Raw genomic sequence first — 21,073 nt, 5'->3', positions numbered from 1 at the left:
TGCCGTCCACGGCCGCGTATGCGTTTCCAATACTTACAGCTTAAAAAGAGAGGGCGGTTTCTTATACACTTGAACTACATCCGGTACATAAGGAGTTGACCCCCAGTGAAAAAAGCATTTGCTCTACTTACCGGCGTCATGCTCGGATTTTCGCTCGTCGCTTCGTCCGCCGAGGCGGCTGCGTACACGGTGCAGCCCGGCGATACGCTGTGGAAAATCGCCACGGCGAACAAGCTTACCGTTCAGGATTTGATGAAGCTGAACCCGAACGTTTCGACGATGCTGTATCCGGGACAGACGCTGCAGGTGCCGGACGAGAAAAACGTTTACATCGTCCAGCCGAACGACGTCTATTGGAAAATCGCCGTCAAGGTCGGCGTTCCGCTGTCCGTGCTCATGCGCGCCAATCCGCAAATCGCGAACCCGAACGTGCTGAACCCGGGAGACAGCATCCGCATCCCCGAGAAGCCTTCCGCTTATGGGAACGGCGCGTTTCCGCTGAAGCCGAACACGTACAAGCCGTACGTGAACAATTACGCCGAGGCGAGAACGTGGAGCCCGACGGGAGCCGAAATCCGCGCCCACGAAGGGGTCGATATTTTCGCGGACAAAGGAGTGCCGGTGTACAGCGCCGCGGACGGCACGGTCATCAATATCGGCTGGAACCAGTACGGCGGATGGCGGCTGACCGTCAAAACCGACGATTCCACCGCCTTCTATTACGCCCATATGTCCGGCTATGCCGGCGGCATGAAGATGGGCGCCTCGATCAAGAAGGGCCAGCTGATCGGATATGTCGGCAATACCGGCTACGGCCCGGAAGGGACGGAAGGGCAATTTTTGCCGCACCTGCACTTCAGCATTTACAAAACCGACGTATCCCCGTGGAAAACGATCGACCCGTTCCCGTATTTGTCTTGGTGGGAGCTCCAGCAATAATACGTGGCGAACGAAAAGGAAGCCTGCACGCCGATCCGGGCGACGCAGGCTTCCTTTTTATCGGTTGGGAGCGGCTAATTGGCGCAAAAGCCTCGCTCTCGCTCGGCCGTCAAAGCGGCGCGCGATCGGAGCGCAAATCGAGCCATTCCAGCTCGTCGCGCGACAGCTCGATCGCGAGTGCCGCCGCGCTGGAGCGCAGCTCCTCCGGGCTTTGCGGCCCGACGAGCGCGCAAGCCGGGAACGGCTGGCACAGCACGTACGCGCACGCGATCTGGATCGGCGTCGCGCCCTTCCGCTCCGCGAGCTCGCGGGAGCGGCGAAGCCGTTCCCAGTTCGCGTCGCTGTAGTAGACGCGAACCGCCTCCTTGTCGTCGGTCTTCTCCGGGGAGAACCGCCCGGAGAAGAAGCCGCCCGCCTGCGACGACCAGGACAAGAGCGGCATTTGCACCCGCTCGTGCCAGTCGCAGGCCGCCTCGTCGGCGGAGACGCAGCCCTCCCAGCGCGGCTCGTTCGGCTTCGCCAAGCTCAAGTTCGGGCTGCTGAACGAGAAGCCGACGAGCCCGTGGGCGGCCGCATACTCGTTCGCCTCCTGCAGCCGCTGGTGCGTCCAGTTGGACGCCCCGATCGCCCGGATGCGCCCCGCGTCGATATGCGCGTTCAGCGCCTCGACGATTCCGCCTACGGGCTGCGTCGGATCGTCCCGGTGCAGCGCGTACAGATCGATGTAATCGGTGCGCAGCCGCTCCAGGCTTTCCTCCAAATCTTGCGCGATGTGCGCCGCCGTCACCCGGGGACCGTCCCGGTTATGATGCGCACCCTTGGTCAGAATAAGCACCCGGTCGCGATTGTTCCGGCTTTCCATCCATAGCCCGAGCGCCCTCTCGCTGTTGCCCCCGCCGTAAATATGCGCCGTGTCGATCGCGTTGCCTCCCATGTCCGTGAAGGCGTCGAGGATCGGTCCGATCTTGTCCATGATGTCCGGCTTGTAATAATCCGTTCCGAGCACCAGCTTGGAGCAGGGCATCCCCGCTCCCGCAATGTCGATGTATTTCATCATCGCCCATTCTCCTTCCGTCGGTTACAATTCGACGCGAACCCGTTCTCTCGCCGATTTCAGCACCGCGTCGACGACCCGCATGTTGGCGACGGCGTCGTCCGGCGCGAACCGCTGCGGCTCTCCTCTCATGACGGCGGCGAAATCGTCCGCCTGCAGCGCGTACTGGTTCACGTCGTCCGCCGGCTCCTCGCGGCGCCCCGCCGCCCTCGTCTCCACGATAAAGCCGCCTTTGCCCGGCGGATGGACGAACGCATGCGGCACTTCGATCCGCCCTTCGGTCCCGAGCACCTCGAGCGTATTGCGGCCGGCCGCCCACATGGAGCAGTCGAACGTCAGCGACAAGCCGTCGCCGAATTCGACGAGACCCGACGCCATCATATCGACGCCGCCGTGGTCGGGGGAGAACAGCGCATTGGCCGTCGCGGCGATCGGCTCCCGTCCGAGCAAGTAGCGGGCCGCGCTGATCGGATAGCAGCCGACGTCGTAGACCGAGCCGCCGCCCCACTCCGCCTTGTAGCGAATGTTTTTCGAATCCCCGGCGTTATTGAACGAGAACACCCCGTGCATGCCGCGGATATCGCCGATTTCGCCGCTGCGGATAATATCCTTGATCCGATCGTACCGCGGATGGTACCGGTACATGAACGCCTCCGCCAGCACGACGCCCGCCTCGCGGCAAGCTAGCGCCATCTCCTCCGCCTCCGCGGCGTCGAGCGCGATCGGCTTCTCGCACAGCACGTGCTTGCCCGCCTGCGCGGCCCGGATCGTCCACGGCTTGTGCAGATGGTTCGGCAGCGGTATGTACACCGCATCGATTTCGGGGTCCGCCAGCAGCTCCTCGTAGCTCCCGTACGACTTCGGGATGCCTAGCTTCTCCGCGGTTTCCTTCGCCTTGGCCGCGTCGCGGCTCGCGATCGCCGCCACTTCCCCGGTACGGGACGCCCGAATGCCCGGTATTACCGAACGGACGGCGATGCCGGCACAGCCGAGCACGCCCCACCTTACGTTGCGTTCGCTCATCATGCTCCACTCTCCCAACATTTTTTACTCGAGTAAATATAAACGTTTTCGTATGCCCTGCCGCACGGCAGCCGTCGCGTTCCTTCGCCCGCTTCCCGGCGGCCCGCTCCGACGTTCGAACCCGGATGATTCATGCGGGTCCGAGCATCGAAGACTGGATGTAGCTCACAATTGTCATTATAAACGCGGGCCGTTAAAATAAAAATAATATTATTTTGCAATCCCTAACACGATATTGTCATCGGGAGTGACGCCGTCATGCAGCGCCAGCATCATTTGCCGACGTTGGCCGAGCCGCCCTACTTTTGCTTGCCGGAGTCGGTCGGCTGGTATTGGGACCACCCGGATCATACGGTGGACCGCGCCTACGGGGCGCTCGACAATTACAACATCCATCTGGTCACCGCCGGCAAAGGCTACGTCGAATACGAGGGGGAGACGTACACGCTGCTGCCCGGCGACGCCTTCTTCTACTTCCCGCTCATGCGTCAGCGCTATTACTCCAGCACCGACGACCCTTGGGAAGTGCGCTGGGTCCACTTTTACGGCTCGGCGAGGCTGGGCGAATATTTGTCCGAGCACGGGTTCCGGCGGACGCCGCTATGGACGGTCAAGTCGTGGAGAGAGCTCGTCCCTTTTTACGAGGAGCTGCTGGCGGAAGCGGAGACGCATTCGTTTCTGCATCTGGCCAGACTTTCTTCCTTGACGTACGCGATCTTGACCGAGTTTATGAGCCGGGCCGAGCCGTTCACTGGGGGCAAGGCTTCCGGCACGTCGGACCGGCTGGCGAAGCTGCTGCCGCTGATCCGCGCCCGCGCGCACGAGCCGTTCGAGCTCGACCGGTGGGCGGAGACGGCGGGCGTAAGCGCCTACTACTTCTGCAAGCTGTTCCGCAAGACGATGCAGATGTCTCCGCTCGAATTCGTCACGCTGTGCCGCCTCCAGCTCGCCAAGCAGCTGCTGCTGGAACGTACCGATTGGACCGTCAAACGGATCGCCGAGGAGGTCGGCTACCCGAACCCGAGCTACTTCAACAAACGGTTCATGGAACAGGAGAAGCTGACGCCGCTCGAATACCGGCGAATCCGGCTCGGACTGAAATGACCGCGGCCGCAGCCCCGGCCGACGGAAAAAGCCCGGCCGTCAAGGCCGGGCTTCCGTGTCGCTCGCGCGCAAGCCGGATCAAGCTTCCGGCGTAAACGTCCGCTTCGCCAGCTCCGCATCGAGCATATAGAAGGCGTTGCTGTCGTTATCGATGCGGCGCAGCTTCTGGATGATGCCGTCGAACGTCGCTTCCTCCTCCACCTGCTCGTCGATGAACCATTTCAGGAAGTTGATCGTCGCGTGCTCGCGTTCGTTCCAAGCCATATCGGACAAATCGTAGATGCGTCTCGTCACCGTCTGCTCGTGCTCGTACGCTTGCTCGAACGCATCCAGCAGTGAGCCGTATTCGTTGGACGGGTCCTTCATGCCGGACACGATCGCCCGTTTGCCGAGCGTATTGATGAAGTGAAAAATTTTCATGGCGTGAAACTTCTCTTCTTCGGCCTGCACGATGAAAAAGTTGGCAAACCCGTCGAAGCTTTCCGCCGAGCAATAGGCGGCCATCGCCAAATACACTTGGGACGAATAAAACTCGTAGTTCATCTGATCGTTCAGCTTGTCCAGCAACGCCTGGCTCAACATGGCGCAACACGTCTCCTCTTATCCGTAATTTGGCAATCGGCTTTCGCCGTCTTCATTATATCGGGATTATTCGCCCGGTTTCAACGTTCCCCGCCCCCGCTCGCCCCATTCCGACTTCGCTTTCCGAAAAATCGATGCCGAAATTTGCTCTTGACGGAACCGTCCGATATTTTTATAATAAAACCTATTAAAATAGTAGGAATTGCAAGCCATTTAAAGGGGATGTCAAGCATGCTTATCCAATCGAAACCCGCGCGCGCATGGGCTCTCGGCGCCGTCGCCGCCCTCATGCTCGTCGTATCCGCCTGCGGAGGAGCGAAGCCGAACGCATCGGGCGACGCCACGCAAGGCGCCGGCACGCAGGCGCCGGCGAAGAAGGAAGCGAAGGCGATCACGATCGGCTACTTGAACGTCATGGACGATGCGCAGGCGATGCTCGCCTACGACGCGAAGCTGTACGAGAAGCACGGACTGAACGTGAAGCTTCAGCCGTTCGAAAGCGGCACGGACCTGATCAAGGCAATGGTCGGCAACCAAGTCGACGCCGGCGTGCTCGGCTTTACGAACGCCGTGACGTGGGCCGCCAAGGGCGCGGGCCTGAAAGTCGTCGGCGGCGCGCAGCTCGGCTTCCACAGCATTCTCGTCCGCAACGATTCCGGCATCAAGACCGTCGAAGACTTGAAGGGCAAGAAGCTTGCTTCGCAAAAGCAAGGCAGCACGGCCGACATCGTGCTGAACGGCGTCACGCTCGCCCAAGCGAAGCTGACGAACAAGGATTTGCAAATGGTGTATGCGGAGCCCGCTCAGGCGATCCAATCGCTCGCGGGAGGCGCGGTCGACGCGGCGTTCGTGTTCGAGCCGTACGCGCGCATGGCCACCCTCACTTCGCCGGTGACGCAAATTTACGAAATCGGCAAAGTATGGCCGTTCCCGTGCATGGTCGTCATTACGACCGACGACATGCTGAAGAAGGACCGCGACGCGGTCAACCGGATGCTCGACGCGCAGAAGGAAGCGATCGAGATGCTGCAGAACGACCCGCAGAAGGCGGCCGACCTCATTACGCCGCGCTTCATCCAAGGCGAATCGTTCAAGACGCAAAACGGCGAAGTGAAAGCGACGTCCGTCATCAAGGATTCGATCCAGTCGCAGACGTTCAACTGGGAAATTACGCCCGACCAAATCAAGAGAATGCAGGAAATCGCCGATATTATGATTGCCCAAAAGGCGCTCGACAAACCGGTCAAGGTGGAAGACATCCTCGACCTGTCGTGGCAGCAGCAAGTCAAAAAATAATTTCAGCTATATAGAAGGAGACCGCGCGGTGAACTCGACATCCGATAAACCGAACCGGTCCGCGAAACCGAAAAGCGTCACCGTACGCAAAGTGCTGCCTTATCTCGCTGCGATAGGCAGCCTTCTTGCCTTATGGCAGGTATGGTCGTGGATCCTGAACAAACCGTTTCTGCTCCCCGGCGTGCCGGAAGTGTTCGAGCGTCTCGTCAAAAGCTTCGGCGACGCCGACTTCATGGCCGGCGTCAAGGACAGCCTGATCCGCCTCGCGCTCGGCTACCCGATCGCCTGCGCGCTCGGGGCCGTGCTCGGGCTGCTCGCGGGCATTTCCCGCAGCTTCGCCGTTTATTTGCGCAGCCTCATCTCGATCTTGCAATCGATACCGCCGATTACGTGGGTACCCTTCTTCGTGATCCTGCTCGGCTTCGGCAACGCGACGATCATTACCGTCATTACGATCGCAAGCTTCTTCCCGATGGCGCTGTCCATGCTGAACGCCACCGAGGGCGTCAACAAGACGCACCTCGAGCTGGCCCGCGTGCTCGGCGCTTCGAAGCGCCAGCAGCTGACCAAGGTGTTCGCGCCCGAATCGCTGCCGGCGTTCATTACCGGCGCTCAAGTCGCGTTCGGCAACGCGTGGCGTTCGCTCATCGCGGCCGAGATGGTCGGCGGCGCCACGTCCGGCCTCGGCTACTACTCCAACTGGCGCAGCGAAGTCGCCGACATGGGCGGCGTCATGCTGAGCATCATGGTCATCGGCACGATCGCCGCCGTGCTCGACCATTTCGTGCTCGAGAAGCTGAAGCGCCGCTTGCTCCGCTACCGGTACGTGATGGGAGGCGACCAATAATGCAGACGATCCGCATCGATAAGGTCAACAAGCGGTTCGGCCAGCTCGACGTGCTTTCCGATATCGACTTTACGATCGAGAAGGGCGAATTCGCCGCCATCGTCGGGCCGTCCGGCTGCGGCAAAAGCACCGTCCTGCGCATGATCGCCGGTCTCGAGACGCCGAGCGGCGGCCAAGTGCTGGCGAACGGCGAGCCGATCCGCAAGCCGGACCCGCAGCGCGTCCTCATTTTCCAGGAGCATGCGCTGTATCCGTGGCGCACCGTCGAGGACAACGTCGGCTTCGGCTTGGAGCTGGCCGGGGTCCCTCCGAAGGAACGACGCTATCGCGTCGACGAGGTGCTGGAGAAGGTCGGCCTTAGCGGCTTCCAAAAATATTTCCCGGCCCAGCTGTCGGGCGGCATGAAGCAGCGGGCGTCGATCGCCCGCGCACTCGTCATGAATCCCGAAGTGCTGCTGCTCGACGAGCCGTACGGGGCGCTGGACGCCATTACGCGGCTGACGATGCAGAACGAGCTGATCAAGCTGTGGCGCGGCACCGGCAAGACGGTGCTGCTCATCACCCACGATATCGACGAGGCCGTCTACTTGGCCGATACGATTTACGTCATGAGTCCCCGTCCGGGCCGGATCATCAAGAAGCTCCAGACGGACATGCCCCGTCCTCGCAACCGCAACAGCGCGGAGTTCGTCCGGCTGCGGCAGGAGATTATGGACAGTCTCGATATCGGGACGTACAACATCTGAATAAAAAGCGAAAGGAGCTCTTGTCCGCCCGATTCGGCGGGCGCGAGCTCCTTCGTTTTTTCAAAACCGGTGACCGCCGCTCCGTTACCTTGCAAAAAACGGCTTCTTGTCTCGCTTATACTTGTCCACGCGGGACAGCGTCGCCATCGGCTGCGTCGCCGCGGGCGACTCCCGGCCGGCACCGGCCGCCTCTTCCGCCAACCCCTTCGTTTCCGCTCCTGCAGCCGGCGCCGCCAGCGCCGCGGCCGCCTCCCGGAAGGCCAGCCGCTCCTCCAAGTCGGCGATCCGCCGTCTCAAGCCGGCGACCGTATCGTCCAGCCGGCCGATCCTCTCCTCCATCGCCTTCAGCCGCTCGGCCAACCGGCCGTCGTCCTCGGCGCGTCCCTCCTCCAGCCGTTTCAATTGCTCGGGGGACAGCAGCATGCTCAGCTCTTCCTTCGTCAGCAAAGGGTTGTTCAACGCCCGAATCTCCTTATAATGAAAACGAATATGTCCTACTCCAAGTTTTATCCGCCCGCCGCCAAAAGTCAATCCCCCTATTTTCCCACCGTCGCCCCATTTTTCCAATCGCCCGTTTTTGCGACCGATCGGGTTCGGCCGACGTATCGTAGGGTAGAAAAAAGCGAATACTCCGACAGGAAACATGAGGAAAGCGAGGCTTCATCCATGAACACCCCTACTTACGAAGAGACGGTTCGCGTCCGACTGACCGAATGGGAACGACGGCTGCTGAAGCCCCCGGGTCTGCTCGAGCGCACCTCCAAGACGATCTCGACGAAAATCAACGAGAAAATTCCGGCGAAGGTGCATGCCGCGATGACGACCGCCGTCAAGGGCATTTTCCGCACCGTCCTGTTCACGCTCGACTTTGTCCCGAACAGCTTGCCCCAGATCGGCCTGTCGCTCGAAGAAACGGACGAGAAGGCGCTCGCCCTCGTCAATACGTACAAAAAAATCGCGGCCGCCGAAGGAGCCGGAACCGGCGCGGGCGGCTTCGCCCTCGGCCTGGTCGACTTCCCCGCGCTGATCGCGATCAAGATGAAATGCTTGTTCGAGCTGGCGCATCTGTACGGGTATTCCACCCGGGATTATCGGGAGCGGCTGTTTTTGCTGTACGTGTTCCAGCTCGCTTTCTCCGGCCGCGAGCACAAATACGGCGTATACCGGGTCGTCCGCGAATGGGACGACATCGCCGCGCGATATCCTCCCGGCGAGAAGGCGCTCGAGTCGCTCGATTGGGAGAAGCTCCAGCAGGAATACCGCGACGCGATCGACTTCCGCAAAATGCTCCAGCTCGTGCCGGGCATCGGCGCCATCGTGGGCGCATGGGCCAACTACGGCTTGCTCGAGGAGCTGGGCGATACGGCCATTCACGCGTTCCGGCTCAGGCGGCTGAACGGTCGTCTCTGAGCTTCGCCTCGTAGACGGCGGAGCCCCGGCGATAGAACAAGACGGCGGTCAGCGTAATCGCCGCGATCGTGTTGAACATGACCGTCCCGCCATATTCCGCCAGCAGCAAGCCGCCCAGCCACGGGCCGACGAAGTGGCCGGCGTTCTGGAACGTTTGCGCCCCGAAATAGGCGCCGCGCAGCCGTTCCGGCGCGATCCGGTCGATCAGCACGCTGCCTGCCGGAAACGTCAAAATTTCGCCCAGCGTAAAGACGACCATCGCCGCGATCATCGCCGCCCAGCCGTTCGCGTACGCGAAGCCGACGTCGCCGAGCGCATACATCGCGGCGCCGAGCGCCAAGCTTTGCAGCGGGGGGCGACGCTCGGACCAGCGCGAAAGCGGCAGCTGCAGCGCGATGACGACGACGGCGTTGACCGACATGAGCACGGCGAACAACGCCGCTCCGTCGGCGAATCGCTGACCGGCCACCTGCGACAGCGTGACGGTCATCTGCGAATAGCCGACCGCGATGATCATGCTGCCGAGCAGGAAGTAGCGAAGCGCGGCGTCGCGGACGACGATGGTCCACGAAGCGCGCATCGTGACGGGCTCTCGGGCCTCCCCCTCGATGCGGCGGATGCCGAACCGGTTCAGCAGCGCATGAAGCGACGCGGCGTAGACGAAGTAGACAACCCCCGTCACGACAAAAGGAAGCCCGTCCGCGACGAGGCCGATATAGGCGCCGAGCAGCGGGCCGACCGCAACGCCGATATTGATCGCGGTATAGCGGAGCGAGAAGACCCGGTACCGCTTATCCTTTTCGGTCAAGTCGGCCATGAGCGCTTGCGAGACGGGCTCGTAGAACGAACGGCACAAGCCGTTCGCCATGCTGAGCAGCAGAAACGGCCAAAACCCTTCGGCGAACGCGAAGCCGATAAAGACGAAGCCCCAGCCGTACAGCGAGACGAGCATGACGGCTTTGCGTCCGATCCGGTCGGAGAGCGAGCCGCCGACGAAGCCGCCAAACGTGCCGGCGAGCGAGCCCGCTCCGATGGCGAGCCCGATCGCCGCCGGTCCGAGGTCCGTATGTCCGGTCAAATATATGGCGAGGAAAGGCAGGCTCATCGAGGCAGCGGCCCGCGCGAACACGGTGCCGAGCAGAAGCGACGAGACGACGGGATGGAAGGAGCTTAGCAGCAGACGAAGTCGGATCACGGTGATGCACTCCCAGCACGAAAGTAGAATGGTATCTATCATAGTCCGTTGCGGCGACGGTGACAAGACCGTTTGTTCGATTTGCGTTCGGAAACCGGATGCGCCCGTGCAACCAACGGGAAGAACCCCCGCCGGGCCATTGCGCCCGACGGGGGTTCTTCGCCATTCTTGTTCGGTTACCGGTTCTCGATCGCTCCGGTCAGTTGGAGCGCCCGCAGCAGCAGCACCGCCGCTTGCGCGCGGGTCGTCCGTCCCTGAGGCTCCAGCCGGTCGCCGTCCATGCCTTGGAGCAGCGCTTGGCTTACGCTCCAGGCGACGGCTTCCCGCGCCCATTCGGACACGTCCGTCCCGTCGCGGTAAGCGGCCAGCGGCTCGCCGGCAGCCGGCGCCTCGCCTTCCGCCGCTCCGCCGCGTACGGCGAGCGCGCGCATGAGCATGACCGCCGCTTCCTCGCGCGTCACCGGGTCGTTCGGCCGGAACCGGCCGTCCGCGCCTTCCACGAGGCCGAGGGCGGCCGCTGCGCCTACGGCTTCGTAGAACCAGTCTCCCGGCCTTACATCGGCAAACTCCGGCGCGCTCGGCGCGGAGGATGGTCCTCCTCTGCCTTCGAGCGAGCCGACGAGCAGCTTCGCGAATTCGGCGCGCGTAATGGCGCGATCCGGATCGAACAACCCGCCGCCGATGCCGTCGACCGCCTGCCGGCTGGCCAGCACTTCCACGTCGGAACGGCTCCAGTGCGCGTCCAGATCGGCGAACGACACGTCGTTCAGCAGGACGGCATAGACGCCCGGAACGTCGGTGTTCACCGAGATGCGTCCCGACGCCGCATCGACGATTCCGCCGACGTACGTCCAGCCGGACGGCTTCCCGTCATCCTGGCGATAGATGCCCAGCTTCCGCGGATCCGCGCTTCCGAGCTCGTTTTTCTCGTAAGCAAGCTCCAGCGCAACCGGCTTCCGGATCGCCAGCGTCTCTTTCTCCGTCAAGCTGTAGGCGATGCTGACCGGCTTCCACGTTCCGTCCTGCGGAACGGCCGGGCGGCCTTCCTTCGCCAAGGCAAGCTCCGCCGTACGATCGAACGCGTCGGCGGCCACTTGCAGCCGTACCGCTCCGTCGAAGGCGCGGAATTCGCCGCCTTCGCGTTCGACCTTGAACGTCTCGACGTCCTTGCCGGCCGGCTTGGGCGGCGTCGGCGCGGTTATCGGACCCGGGGACGGCGCTCCGCCGTTTCCGCCCGTACCGGATCCCCCGCCTCCGCCATTCCCATTCCCATTTCCATTGCCGCCCGCGCTCTTCGTTGCCGCTACGACGGCGACCGCCATCGATTCGTTTCCGGTTTTGTCCAGCGCGACGGCCGAGATCTCGTACTCCGTAGACGGAAGCACGCCCGCGATCGTGTAGGCCTGCGTCCCTTTCGCCACCGTTGCCGGGGGCGACTCTTCGGTATCTCCCTGCTTTCGCCAGGAGATCCGGATGCCGTTCAGATCGGCGTCGTCGGGATCTTTCCACGTCAGCCGAATCTCGTTCGTGCCGGGAACGGCCGTCAACGAACCGACTTGACGCGGACCGGACGTGTCCGCGACGGCGGCGTTCTTCAGCGTCGACTGGAAGATCGTCTGCGTTTCGGACGCGTTGCCTTGAGCGTCGTACGCCGCGATGCCGATCTCGTATTCGGTTCCCGGACACAAGTTCGGAATCGTCGCCCACTGCTTGCCTTTATCGACCGTAATCGTGCTGCAGGCCTGCTTCGATCCTTTCACTTTCCAGGACAGCTTCACTTTGCTGAAATCCGGATCGGACGGATCCTTCCACATGACGGAAATATTCGTTTGTGTCGCGGAGGAGACGATGTCGGTCACCTTGCCGGGACCTTTCGTATCCTTGGCCGTTACGGTAACGTCGGCGAAGTAGTCGTCGCCGAGCGGCACGCCCGCGTAGCTTTGCACCCATCCGTCGACGGCTACCCGTACGGACGATCCTACGGCGATCGGGGCCGCCGGCTCGAACCGCAGATGACGGGCTGCCGCACGTCCTTCATACGGCTTCTCGCCGACCGCCGAGACGGTCCCCGCGATATCGGTCCCGTACACGTTGTCGGTCACCGTAATCGTATTGGCATTGGCCGAATCCAGCGTGACATACCGGCTGAAGTAAAGGTCGATCGCCGTTCCTCCAGGCGCCGCTTCGACGGCCGTCACTTGCGGCGGCAATGTCGATACGAGCGGCACGTTCACGTCGAGATGCGGAGGCAGCACGATCAGCTCGTCGCTGTACGCCGTTCGGAAGCCTTCCTTCTCGAACATGACCTTCCATTTCCCTTCCGGCACGTCCCAGCCGTATTTGCCTTGTCGATCGGTCCAGAGCGGGTTTTGCTGGAGATACCATTCGGCGTCCCACGGCTTCCAGACGCTCTCCGCTTCGTCCCACTGGAGGACGGTCGCCTTGACGCCTTCCACGCGTTCGGACGGGTCGACCTCATAGACGTACCCGCTCGGATCGTAAATCCATTTCGGATCCGCCAGCGGAGTATCCTTTCGAACCGGTCCCGGATCGGTTTCCGGCGGATCTTCCGGAGGATCGTTTTCGTCGTCGTCCTTCTTGCACTCGCTGTCGTTCGCGATCATCGCCTTCATCTTGTCGATGCTCGCTCCGATCAAGCCGTCCATCACTTTGCCCGCAGCGTTGGTCAGCATGAACATGGCGACGGTGCCGAGACCGAACGTTTCCGGCCCGAGAGCTACGCCCGCGATCATCAGGACGGCTTTGGCGATTTCGTGCGCCATCGCCTGGTTTTTCAAATCCTCCGCCCAGTCGCGGTAATAGTTGAATCTGCTCGGACTGCAGTCCGTAGCCGCGTCGATCAAATCGCCCAAGTCCTTCAACGATTCGTTGACTCCCAGTCCGTCGGCGAACGAGTAGACGGAATCGATCCCGGTCCACATCTTGCCCGCGCCGGACCACTTCATGGCCCCTTGGAACGACAGCTTGATGAACGTCCCGACGTTCGCGCCCTCCAGGACGGGCTCCTCTTCCGCCGCAGCCGGCGCAAACGGGTCCGTCCCTCCCAACGCGCGGAGCGCCTCCGCGATTCCCGCTTGGGAGGAGAACCGTTCTTCCGGAAAATAGCCGGTCATCTTGAACGAGAACGTGCCGTTCGACATCGAATGGCTGAAAGAAAAGCCGTAAACCGGGACGCCGTATTGATTCGCCCGCGAAACGTCGGCGCTCGACGGACTGTAGTTCGTCACCTTCTCCATCTTCACCTTGAAATCGGTCCCTACGGTCCCGCCCTGATAACCGAGCGAGCTTTGGAACGCGGCCGTTCGGACCGTACCCGCCGGCTCTCCTTCGATGACCGGAGGCGTAATCGTCACGTCTTTCATGGCGGGGGGCAGCCGGTCGCGGATTTCGTCCTCGTCCGGTACGCGGTCGGGCGTAACGGTACGGTCAGTCGTCGTATATTGGAGCGAGATCGGCCCCGGCTTCGGGTTGAACAGCGTAGCGGAGAAGCTGCCGTCGGCGTTCCGCACGGCCGGATGCCCTTGGCCCGCCATAACGAATCTCACTTGATCGACCCGGGATGCATTGATAAACTTAGCCGTCATGTAGAACGGGGCACCCGTTGCGACTACGTACGGAAACGTCGCTACGCCGTCGGCCGTGTCGATCGTAACCGTTCGCCCGTCCGGCTGGCGCATCGTGAATTCGGCCACTTCCGGGTAAGCGGAGTCGAAACGTACCCGCTTCTCCTGCGTGCTCCAACGGGTACCGGCCCGTTCGGCTTCCGCGCGGATCCGGTGCTCGGACTCGCCCTCTCCCGCGTTGAGCTTGATTTTCATCCGCCACGTTCCGTTCGGCGAAGCCGTCGTCGTGCCGAGAGGCAGGTCGCCGTCGTACAGCTGCACCTCGCTGCCGGCCGGTGCGGACCCCAGGACGGTCATCTCCGCGCGTCCCGTTCGCGACGGTATATCGAACCGGAGCGGATTCACGCTCACGACCGCCGTTCCGATCGGTTCGGGCTTCGCCGCACCGACCTGTACGAAAGCCGATACGCCCAGCATGCCGGACGTTTTGTCCGGGTCCGCTTGCAGCTTGTAGCTCGCCGCACCGGTCGTACCGGGTGCGACGGTTCCCACGTCGATGAGCAGGAAGCCGCCTGCCGTTCTCCAGCGGCCGGATTCGGCGGCTAGCGGCTCGCCGTTCAGGACGACGCTTCGCTCCAGCAAGTCGGTTCCTGCGGGAATCGCCAGCTTCAAGACGGTCGGAGCGGTCGCGCTCGCACCGGAATTGCGGTACTCGGCGCGAACGTCAATCGTTCCTCCGACCGTCAATTCCGATGGCGTGACGCGGATGCCGTTGCCTTCTTTGCCTCCGTAATGCGTTCCCGCCGGTTCGAAGCGGATCGTGCCCAAGTCGATCGATTGGCCTTCCGCAATCGTCAGAATATGCTCGGCGTACAATTCGGTAGAGCCGTTGGGCCGCCACTGCACGACATAGTTGCCCGGCTTCGGCACATTGAGTTCGACGTTGCCATAACTGACGTACTTTTGCTCAACCAGCTCCCGCCGGCCGTCCTCTTCTTCGTAAAATAGCTTAACCAGCGTGTAATACTCGAGCGTTCCTTTGATTTTCGTCCCGATCAGCCCGTAATGTTTCAGCTCGATGTCCACCGCGTTCGGGGCGGTCGGGCTGATCACGGTCGTGCCGCAGGCGGCCGTCATCCGCACTTGGGAGCCGTTGGCGCAAAAGCTTACCGTATCCCCGGGTCTCGCCTTGACGATAAACGGATTTTTCGACGCTGTACTCACCGCGAAGGAGGACCGGATCTGGAACATGGAGATGACCCGCCAATCGAGGTCCATCGGACCGCTGCGCGTACCGTCCTCGTTAATCGTATACAAGTTAACGGTTACCGGCCATTCCGCCGGGGTGTTGACTACAAGGTCCCGTTCATGGGCGCCGGGCTGCAGGTCCAGATCGATCGTCTCGAGTCCCCAGTCGGGAGCCGATACGGCGATTCTCGCCGCTCCCTCGTACAAGTCGAGCACGTAACCGCCGCTCCCGTCGACGATCCCGTTGAAGGAATATGACCGGCCGCTCAATCGTTGACTCCCGATCACCCGGGCGTCCTTCAACACGTTGCCCTTGCTGTCCAATATCCTCCCTCGCAACGAAACCCGTTCCCGTACCGGTACGGTCAGCGTCTCTTCGTTCAGTCCGACCTTGGACAACACGATCGATGTTGCCGCCTCCACATATTCGGGGACGCCTACGTCCACCTTCAACTGGTACGTTTCCCCCAAGCTTCCGTGGGCTAGAAGCTCGCCCGTATAGCCGTCGGCGTTCGTCCGGGATAGCGCCCGAATCGAGCCGTCCGTATCCTTGGCCATGACTTCGGCTCCTGCGAACGGTTCTCCGTTCGGCTTCAAAACCCGAACCCGCAGGCTGGACGGCAACCATAAGTCGATAGGCGCCGCATCGCCGATCCGTCCGGACGCGACGGAGAACGGCTCGGGCGGCAGCCTCAGCAGCGATTGGCCGTTACGGGAAAACAGGCTGATTTCGTAGTCGTCGGCCGGCGGCAGTCCGTCGATCGTATAGCTCGTTCCGGCTGCACTTAGGCGCACGCCCGTCGACACTTTGGCCGATTTGCTGACGACGGCAAGCTGCGCCTGATCAAGCAAATCGTGCCCCCCTTCAGGGACGTTGGCGAGCGGAATCCGAATCGAGCCCGCCACGGTCAGCGGTCCTTTCAACGCCTCCGCTTCGGAAGTCTCGCCTCCTGCGTTCAAGCGCACTTGAACGGATGCAATCTCCGTCATCCCTTCCGCAATGATGAACTTGCCCGCATATCGGCCCGGGGCCGCCGCATCTTCCGTCAGCGGCACCTCGATCGTCGCGGTTCCGCTCTCGGCGGCCGCCGCGTACGAAACGATCGCCTTGCCTTCGGCTCCCGCCGCGGCTCGGACGTTGATCGTCGCTTCCCTGCCGACGCTCACATATTTACGGTAATGGAGCGGCACTTGGACGCTCGCAAATTCGATCGAGCTTCCTCCCCTCGTCGTCACTTGCGCTTGCGTCGTGTAGTCCCGGACCGTGTCGTCCGGATAAACCGCTTTGACCGTGTACGTATAGGCGGTCCGCTTCTGCAATCCCGTATCGACGTAGGAGACCGCCGCCGGATTGTCGATGCGGATTTCGAACGGCTCCCCCGTCTGGACCTGCGTCCGGTACAGACGGAATCCTTTGAGCGAAATCGCCGGGTCGGCCGCCGGCCACGTCAGCCTCACGTCGCCGTTATCGAGCGCTTCCGCTTGAAGCGGTACGAGCTCGGAGCCCGCATCCGTCGTGACCGTCACCGTCGGACCTTCGCTCGTATTGCCGGCGGCGTCCGACGCCCGAACCCGGAACGTATACGATGTAGAGGGGCGCAAGCCTTCGACAGTCGCTTGAGTAACAGTACCCGGGACGGTCAGCTCCCCGCCTCCGTCGTACGAGATCCGGTACGACTGCACCGCCGTATTGTCCGTCGCGGCCGTCCAGCGGAGCGTCACCGCGTTCGCCCCGACGGCGTCCGCTTTCAGCTCGCTTCCCGTCGGCCACTGGGGCGGCTCGCGATCTTCCGTCCCCGGCACATGGACATAGAACAGATCGTCCTGCCCGTTCGTGTCGCCGGTGACGAGATTGGTCGAATCCGACCGGAACGAAATCCACGTCCCGTCGCCGTTCAGCGCCGGAGCATCGCCCCCGCCGTTGCCGGGCTGCCCGTCGTGGGTTACCAACACGCTTTCCTTCAAGCCGGAACCGACGTGATACAGCACAATATCCTTATAAATATCTTGGTTCCCTTCCGGTCCGCGGTCGACGTACTCCTGGTAGACGATCCGCTTGCCGTCCGCGCTGATGGCAGGAGCACCGACGTCCCCGAGCGGCGTTTCGGATACGGGAATCGTCCGTTTCTCCGATCGGTCGTACACGTACAAGCCGAATCGCTTCGTCTGTTCGTCGGGATTGAACAAGTACGCGACGTCGCCCTCGTCGCTCACCGACGAATACGAGGCGCGCGGCATTCCTTCCTCCGAATCGAAGCGGGACACCCATTCGAACGTGTTCTGATCCGTGTCGTACAAGTACAGGTCGGATCGATCGTTCGTATCGTCCGGATCGTACGCTTTATCCGTTACGAACGAAAGGTAACGTCCGTTGGCGCTCATGTCGACCAATTCCGGTTCGTAGCCTTCTTCTTCCTCGATGACGACTTTCGCGGTACCCGCAGCCGTATCGTACACATACAGCGGGTCCGTCGCCTCCGAGTAATTGCCCGTAAACGCGACTGTGGAGCCGTCCCGGCTGACGGATACGTTATCGAAGTCGCGGTAATCGTCGTCCGGGCTGATCCGCTTGAGCGACGTAGCGCCCGGATCGGCCTCGTCCATGACCCCGTCCCCGTCCGCATCCCGGTCGAACAGATAGACGGCCCACTGCTCGCGAAAAGGCGGATTGTCCACGAGGTTGCCCGCGTTGGACCGGAACGCCACGTACCGTCCGCTGCCGCTGACGACCGGGGCTTCGCTCATCCCGTTCGCGACTCCGCCTTCCGTCGAGCGGCTGATCAGCACGATGCGATCGGCCCCGCGATCGTACAGGAAGACGTCCGTATAGCCGTTCGAATCGTCCGCGACCACGTTGGTGGCCCAGGTCGAGAAGACATATGTGTTCCCGTCGTCGCTGACATCGGACGTTTCGCTGTAGTTGTTCGGCTGGCGTCCGGCCGGCGAGAACGGGAACCGTCCGATCTGCCGCCCCGGCACGCCGGAAACGGTTTGGACCGCGCCCTCCGTCGCGTTCCCGTCCTTGTCGACGCTTATCAATCGCACGTCATAGAACGTCCCGTTCACGATGCCGTCGATCCGGGCGTTTTGCCGTCCCGCCGGCACGATCGGAAGCTCCCGGAACGAAGCCGTCCCCGTCTTTCTCCATTGGACGACGATGCCGTCCAAGTCCGCATCCGACGGATCGGTCCAGGTGACGGATAACGATCCCGCTTGCGGGACAACGTTCCCTTGCGCCGCTGCAGGCGGTGTGTCGTCTCGCTCGATCCGGGTATGGACCTCCACCGCGACCGATTCCTCCCCAAAACGATACGAGTCGTTGCCGGGCACGATGCGGAACGTATAAGCCGTATTCGGCGTCAATCCATCTACGACGTAAGACGTCCCCCGTACGATCGCATACAGCCGTTCTCCCTCGTAAATGGCGTACAGCGGCACACCCTCGCCTGCGGCGGTCGCGGGCGTCCAGCTCAGTGCGGCGTAGGTCGCGCCGGTTTGAACGGCCTGCGCGGCGGCTCCGACGGGCCATGCCGGCGCTTCCGGCAAGGCGCGGCCCCTATCGGTGAAAAAGATATCCGCCGCGTTATCGTTACCGTTTTCCGGCGTTTCGGCCAAATTTCGCGCAGTCGTCGCGAAAGCCAGGAACGACCCGTTCCGCGACAAGACCGGACTTCGACTTGCCCCGTCCGCCGCCTCGCCGTCAGGGGAGACGGTAAGCAGGCGGTTTTGCGGAACGGAGACCGATCGATCGTATTCGTACAGCTCGCCGCGATCCCACTGCCTCCACTCGTACACGACGATTTGGCCGTCGGCGCTAATAACCGGTCGGCTTTTCTCGCCGGTATCGCCCGTTTCCGTCACCGGTCCGATCCGCTCGGTTCGTCCCGTCGTCCGGTCGTACAGCTCGACATGGCCGACTTGCAGCGATTCGTCCCCGAACGCGGGACCTCTCGTGACGAAGGCGAGCGTCCGGCCGTCGGCGCTGATCGACGGACCGAAGCTCGGCGACGCCGTCTTGCTGACGAGCTCCGTCGTGCCGAGCAGACGGTCGTAGACGTAGACGTCGCTCTCCGCATCCCTGTCATCCGCGGTCAGCTTCGCCTTGCTGTCGAAGGCGACGTACCGGCCGTCGGGCGTAATCGCGACCGCGCTGAAGTCCGGGCTCAAGTAATCGTGATTCGTCAGTCTCGTCGCAAGCCCGGTGCGCAAATCTTTCACGAACACATCCGGATAGCCGTTCGCGTCTTCCTCGACGCCGTTCGGCTGCTCGGAAGAAAACGCGACGATCTGTCCGTTCGCGCTCATCGCGTATGTCGGACCGTTCTCGGTCGCCCCCTCCGCAAATCCCCCGTCCGCCACTTTGCGAATCGAATCGGACGAACGATCATATATGTACAAGTTCGTTCCCCATTCGCCCGTCTCGGTCAAATTGGCCGCCTTCGAGGCGAACAGTACGCGCTCGCCGTCCGGCGCGATCGTCGGCGCGAAGCTGTCGCCGTCCGCTTCGCCTTTGAATGGCGTCAGCGAAAGCCGGGTCGCCGATCCTTCGACCCGATCGAACAGGAAAATGTCCCGGAACCCGTTATAGTCTCCGGACACGAGTCTCCTGGAATTGGAATCGAACGCGACGTACCGGCCGTCTTCGCTGACCGAGGGCGTGCCGCTGTCGCCCGTATTGGCGAGTCCGCCTATCGCATTGCTTATTTTTTCGAACCCGGTTGCCGCCAACAGCCGGACGGCTTTGCCCGGCTTCGGCGCCGCCGTACGACCGGTCATAAACCGCTGCAGCGCCCGGTCGATCGTCCAGCGCTCGCCGGGCTGCTCATACAGGGCGGCTCGCACCTGCTCGGCCTTGGCGTCCGGCTTCGCCGCCCACATCAAAGCGGCCGCCGCCGTGACGAAAGGCGCCGCCGAGGAGGTGCCGGATCGGCTTCCGTAATCGCCGCCCGGCATCGCGCCGTCGATCTGCTCGCCCGGCGCCTCGATGTCCGCTCCGCTGTTGGACAAGCCCAGCCGCTCGCCCGTCAAATCGAGAGCGCCGACGGAGACGACTTCTTCGAAGGCGGCCGGATAATAGGGAGGAAGCGCGGAGGCGGCGTCTCCCGCTACCGGCAAACCGTCGTTACCGGCCGCCGCGACGAGCAGAACCCCTTGCGCCTGCGCGTCGGTGACGGCGGCCTTCAGCTCCGCCGCCGCCTCGGACCCGGACAAGTCCAGCCGTTCCCCGAGACTGAGATGAATCGCCTTCACCCGCTCGCCTTGCGGACCGATCCACCCGGCCGCATAGCGGATCGCCGCGGCGATGTCGGACGCCTTGCCTTTCGTATCCGGTCCGAGCGCCTTGATCGGCAAAAGACGGACCGGCGCGGGACCGACGGCCCCCGCGATGCCGACGCCGTTGCCGTAGACGGCGGCCAGCACGCTCGCCACGTGCGTCCCGTGGCCGGACGGCGAGTCGTCGCTCGCGTCGTTCGGGTCGGCGCCCGCGATCGCGTTATGGCCGGGAAGCAGCCGTCCGGCCAAATCGGGGTGCGCCGCATCGACGCCGGTATCGATAACCGCGATGACGACGGGCTGCCGCTGCTGCTGCTGGGGGCCCGAGCCGTCCCCGTAGGTCGCTTCGGACACCGTCCGCCAAGCCGATTCGGCATCCAGCACATCCAGCGCCCATTGCCCGTTCCTGCGCGGATCGGGAATGTAGGCCATACCCGTACCACGGTCGTCCAGCAGCGCGAGCTGCACCTCGTGGTGCTGCCCATCCGTCGTAAGGGTATTCGGCGTTGCCTGGATGTCGCCTTCTGCGGGAAACGCCAGAACGTCCCGCCAATCCGGCGGAGCCGCGGCGGCTTGTATCGCCGGAACCAACGTTCCGCTCAGCATGGTGGCAGCCAGCAGCGCGCTGCCCCATCGTCGTTTTCTTTTATTCACTCCAATCCCTCCGTCCTTTCTATATGATACGATTCGACGTTAAAACACTATTTGTCGATACAAATCGTATCCGAATTGTTATTATAGCGCATGTTTCGATTTTTGCATAAGCTTTTT

The 21,073-nt window shown here is 62.5% G+C and carries 12 protein-coding genes; 6 read left to right on the top strand and 6 right to left on the bottom strand.

From position 1 onward, the window contains the following. Nucleotides 1–105: 105 nt before the first annotated feature. Complete coding sequence (locus DLM86_RS17900; protein ID WP_110841431.1) at nucleotides 106–939, top strand: LysM peptidoglycan-binding domain-containing protein; 834 nt, start codon at nucleotides 106–108, stop codon at nucleotides 937–939. Between the two features lie 109 nt (nucleotides 940–1,048). Here the strand turns inward: DLM86_RS17900 and DLM86_RS17895 are convergent, their stop codons facing one another. Beyond that, nucleotides 1,049–1,993, bottom strand: coding sequence for an aldo/keto reductase (locus tag DLM86_RS17895; protein WP_110841723.1), 945 nt, complete (start codon nucleotides 1,991–1,993; stop codon nucleotides 1,049–1,051). 24 nt (nucleotides 1,994–2,017) lie between these two features. Beyond that, nucleotides 2,018–3,016 carry a Gfo/Idh/MocA family protein gene (locus DLM86_RS17890; RefSeq protein WP_110841722.1) on the bottom strand — a complete coding sequence of 333 codons (999 nt, stop codon included), beginning with the start codon at nucleotides 3,014–3,016 and terminating at the stop codon, nucleotides 2,018–2,020. A gap of 258 nt (nucleotides 3,017–3,274) precedes the next feature. On the opposite strand from DLM86_RS17890, the gene DLM86_RS17885 reads away from it, so the two are divergent. Beyond that, on the top strand, nucleotides 3,275–4,120 hold the full coding sequence (locus DLM86_RS17885; RefSeq protein WP_110841430.1) for a helix-turn-helix transcriptional regulator: 846 nt from the start codon (nucleotides 3,275–3,277) through the stop codon (nucleotides 4,118–4,120). Nucleotides 4,121–4,198: 78 nt separating this feature from the next. On the opposite strand, the gene DLM86_RS17880 is transcribed toward DLM86_RS17885, so the two are convergent. Next, entirely contained in the window at nucleotides 4,199–4,702 is a 504-nt protein-coding gene (locus DLM86_RS17880; RefSeq protein ID WP_110841429.1) for a ferritin, read from the bottom strand. 231 nt (nucleotides 4,703–4,933) lie between these two features. Here DLM86_RS17880 and DLM86_RS17875 point away from each other — a divergent pair, with 231 nt between their 5' ends. From DLM86_RS17875 to DLM86_RS17865, 3 genes are read left to right on the top strand one after another with little or no spacing between them, the layout of a single operon-like run. Beyond that, the gene (locus tag DLM86_RS17875) at nucleotides 4,934–5,998 is read left to right on the top strand and encodes an ABC transporter substrate-binding protein (protein ID WP_110841428.1); all 1,065 of its coding nucleotides are present in this window, start codon (nucleotides 4,934–4,936) and stop codon (nucleotides 5,996–5,998) included. A 28-nt stretch (nucleotides 5,999–6,026) separates the two neighbouring features. Then, nucleotides 6,027–6,845, top strand: a complete 819-nt coding sequence (locus tag DLM86_RS17870; protein ID WP_245954697.1) for an ABC transporter permease — start codon at nucleotides 6,027–6,029, stop codon at nucleotides 6,843–6,845. Continuing rightward, nucleotides 6,845–7,591: an ABC transporter ATP-binding protein gene (locus DLM86_RS17865; RefSeq protein ID WP_110841427.1), complete on the top strand. Its 747-nt coding sequence runs from the start codon at nucleotides 6,845–6,847 to the stop codon at nucleotides 7,589–7,591. Before DLM86_RS17870 ends, DLM86_RS17865 begins: the two co-directional genes overlap by 1 nt. Nucleotides 7,592–7,675: 84 nt before the next feature. Here the strand turns inward: DLM86_RS17865 and DLM86_RS17860 are convergent, their stop codons facing one another. After that, the gene (locus DLM86_RS17860) at nucleotides 7,676–8,050 is read right to left on the bottom strand and encodes a hypothetical protein (RefSeq protein ID WP_110841426.1); all 375 of its coding nucleotides are present in this window, start codon (nucleotides 8,048–8,050) and stop codon (nucleotides 7,676–7,678) included. A gap of 207 nt (nucleotides 8,051–8,257) precedes the next feature. Between DLM86_RS17860 and DLM86_RS17855 the strand changes: the two genes are divergently transcribed. Further along, nucleotides 8,258–9,001 carry an EcsC family protein gene (locus tag DLM86_RS17855; RefSeq protein WP_110841425.1) on the top strand — a complete coding sequence of 248 codons (744 nt, stop codon included), beginning with the start codon at nucleotides 8,258–8,260 and terminating at the stop codon, nucleotides 8,999–9,001. Here DLM86_RS17855 and DLM86_RS17850 read toward each other — a convergent pair. Then, nucleotides 8,976–10,196, bottom strand: coding sequence for an MDR family MFS transporter (locus DLM86_RS17850; RefSeq protein WP_245954696.1), 1,221 nt, complete (start codon nucleotides 10,194–10,196; stop codon nucleotides 8,976–8,978). The two genes, DLM86_RS17855 and DLM86_RS17850, sit on opposite strands and share 26 nt — an antisense overlap. 176 nt (nucleotides 10,197–10,372) lie before the next feature. Beyond that, nucleotides 10,373–20,956 (bottom strand): fibronectin type III domain-containing protein, encoded by a 10,584-nt coding sequence (locus tag DLM86_RS17845; protein WP_110841423.1) that lies wholly within the window; start codon nucleotides 20,954–20,956, stop codon nucleotides 10,373–10,375. Nucleotides 20,957–21,073: the final 117 nt, after the last annotated feature.

It is taken from the genome of Paenibacillus flagellatus (assembly GCF_003217775.1).
GTDB lineage: Bacteria > Bacillota > Bacilli > Paenibacillales > NBRC-103111 > Paenibacillus_AB > Paenibacillus_AB flagellatus.
This window is presented reverse-complemented; position numbering and strand designations above follow the sequence as displayed.

Excerpts from the sequence above, each read along its gene's own strand:
- DLM86_RS17895 (WP_110841723.1), bottom strand. The coding sequence starts at position 1,993 with ATGAAATACATCGACATTGCGGGAGCGGGGATGCCCTGCTCCAAGCTG.
- DLM86_RS17890 (WP_110841722.1), bottom strand. The coding sequence starts at position 3,016 with ATGAGCGAACGCAACGTAAGGTGGGGCGTGCTCGGCTGTGCCGGCATC.
- DLM86_RS17885 (WP_110841430.1), top strand. The coding sequence starts at position 3,275 with ATGCAGCGCCAGCATCATTTGCCGACGTTGGCCGAGCCGCCCTACTTT.
- DLM86_RS17880 (WP_110841429.1), bottom strand. The coding sequence starts at position 4,702 with ATGTTGAGCCAGGCGTTGCTGGACAAGCTGAACGATCAGATGAACTAC.
- DLM86_RS17875 (WP_110841428.1), top strand. The coding sequence starts at position 4,934 with ATGCTTATCCAATCGAAACCCGCGCGCGCATGGGCTCTCGGCGCCGTC.
- DLM86_RS17865 (WP_110841427.1), top strand. The coding sequence starts at position 6,845 with ATGCAGACGATCCGCATCGATAAGGTCAACAAGCGGTTCGGCCAGCTC.
- DLM86_RS17855 (WP_110841425.1), top strand. The coding sequence starts at position 8,258 with ATGAACACCCCTACTTACGAAGAGACGGTTCGCGTCCGACTGACCGAA.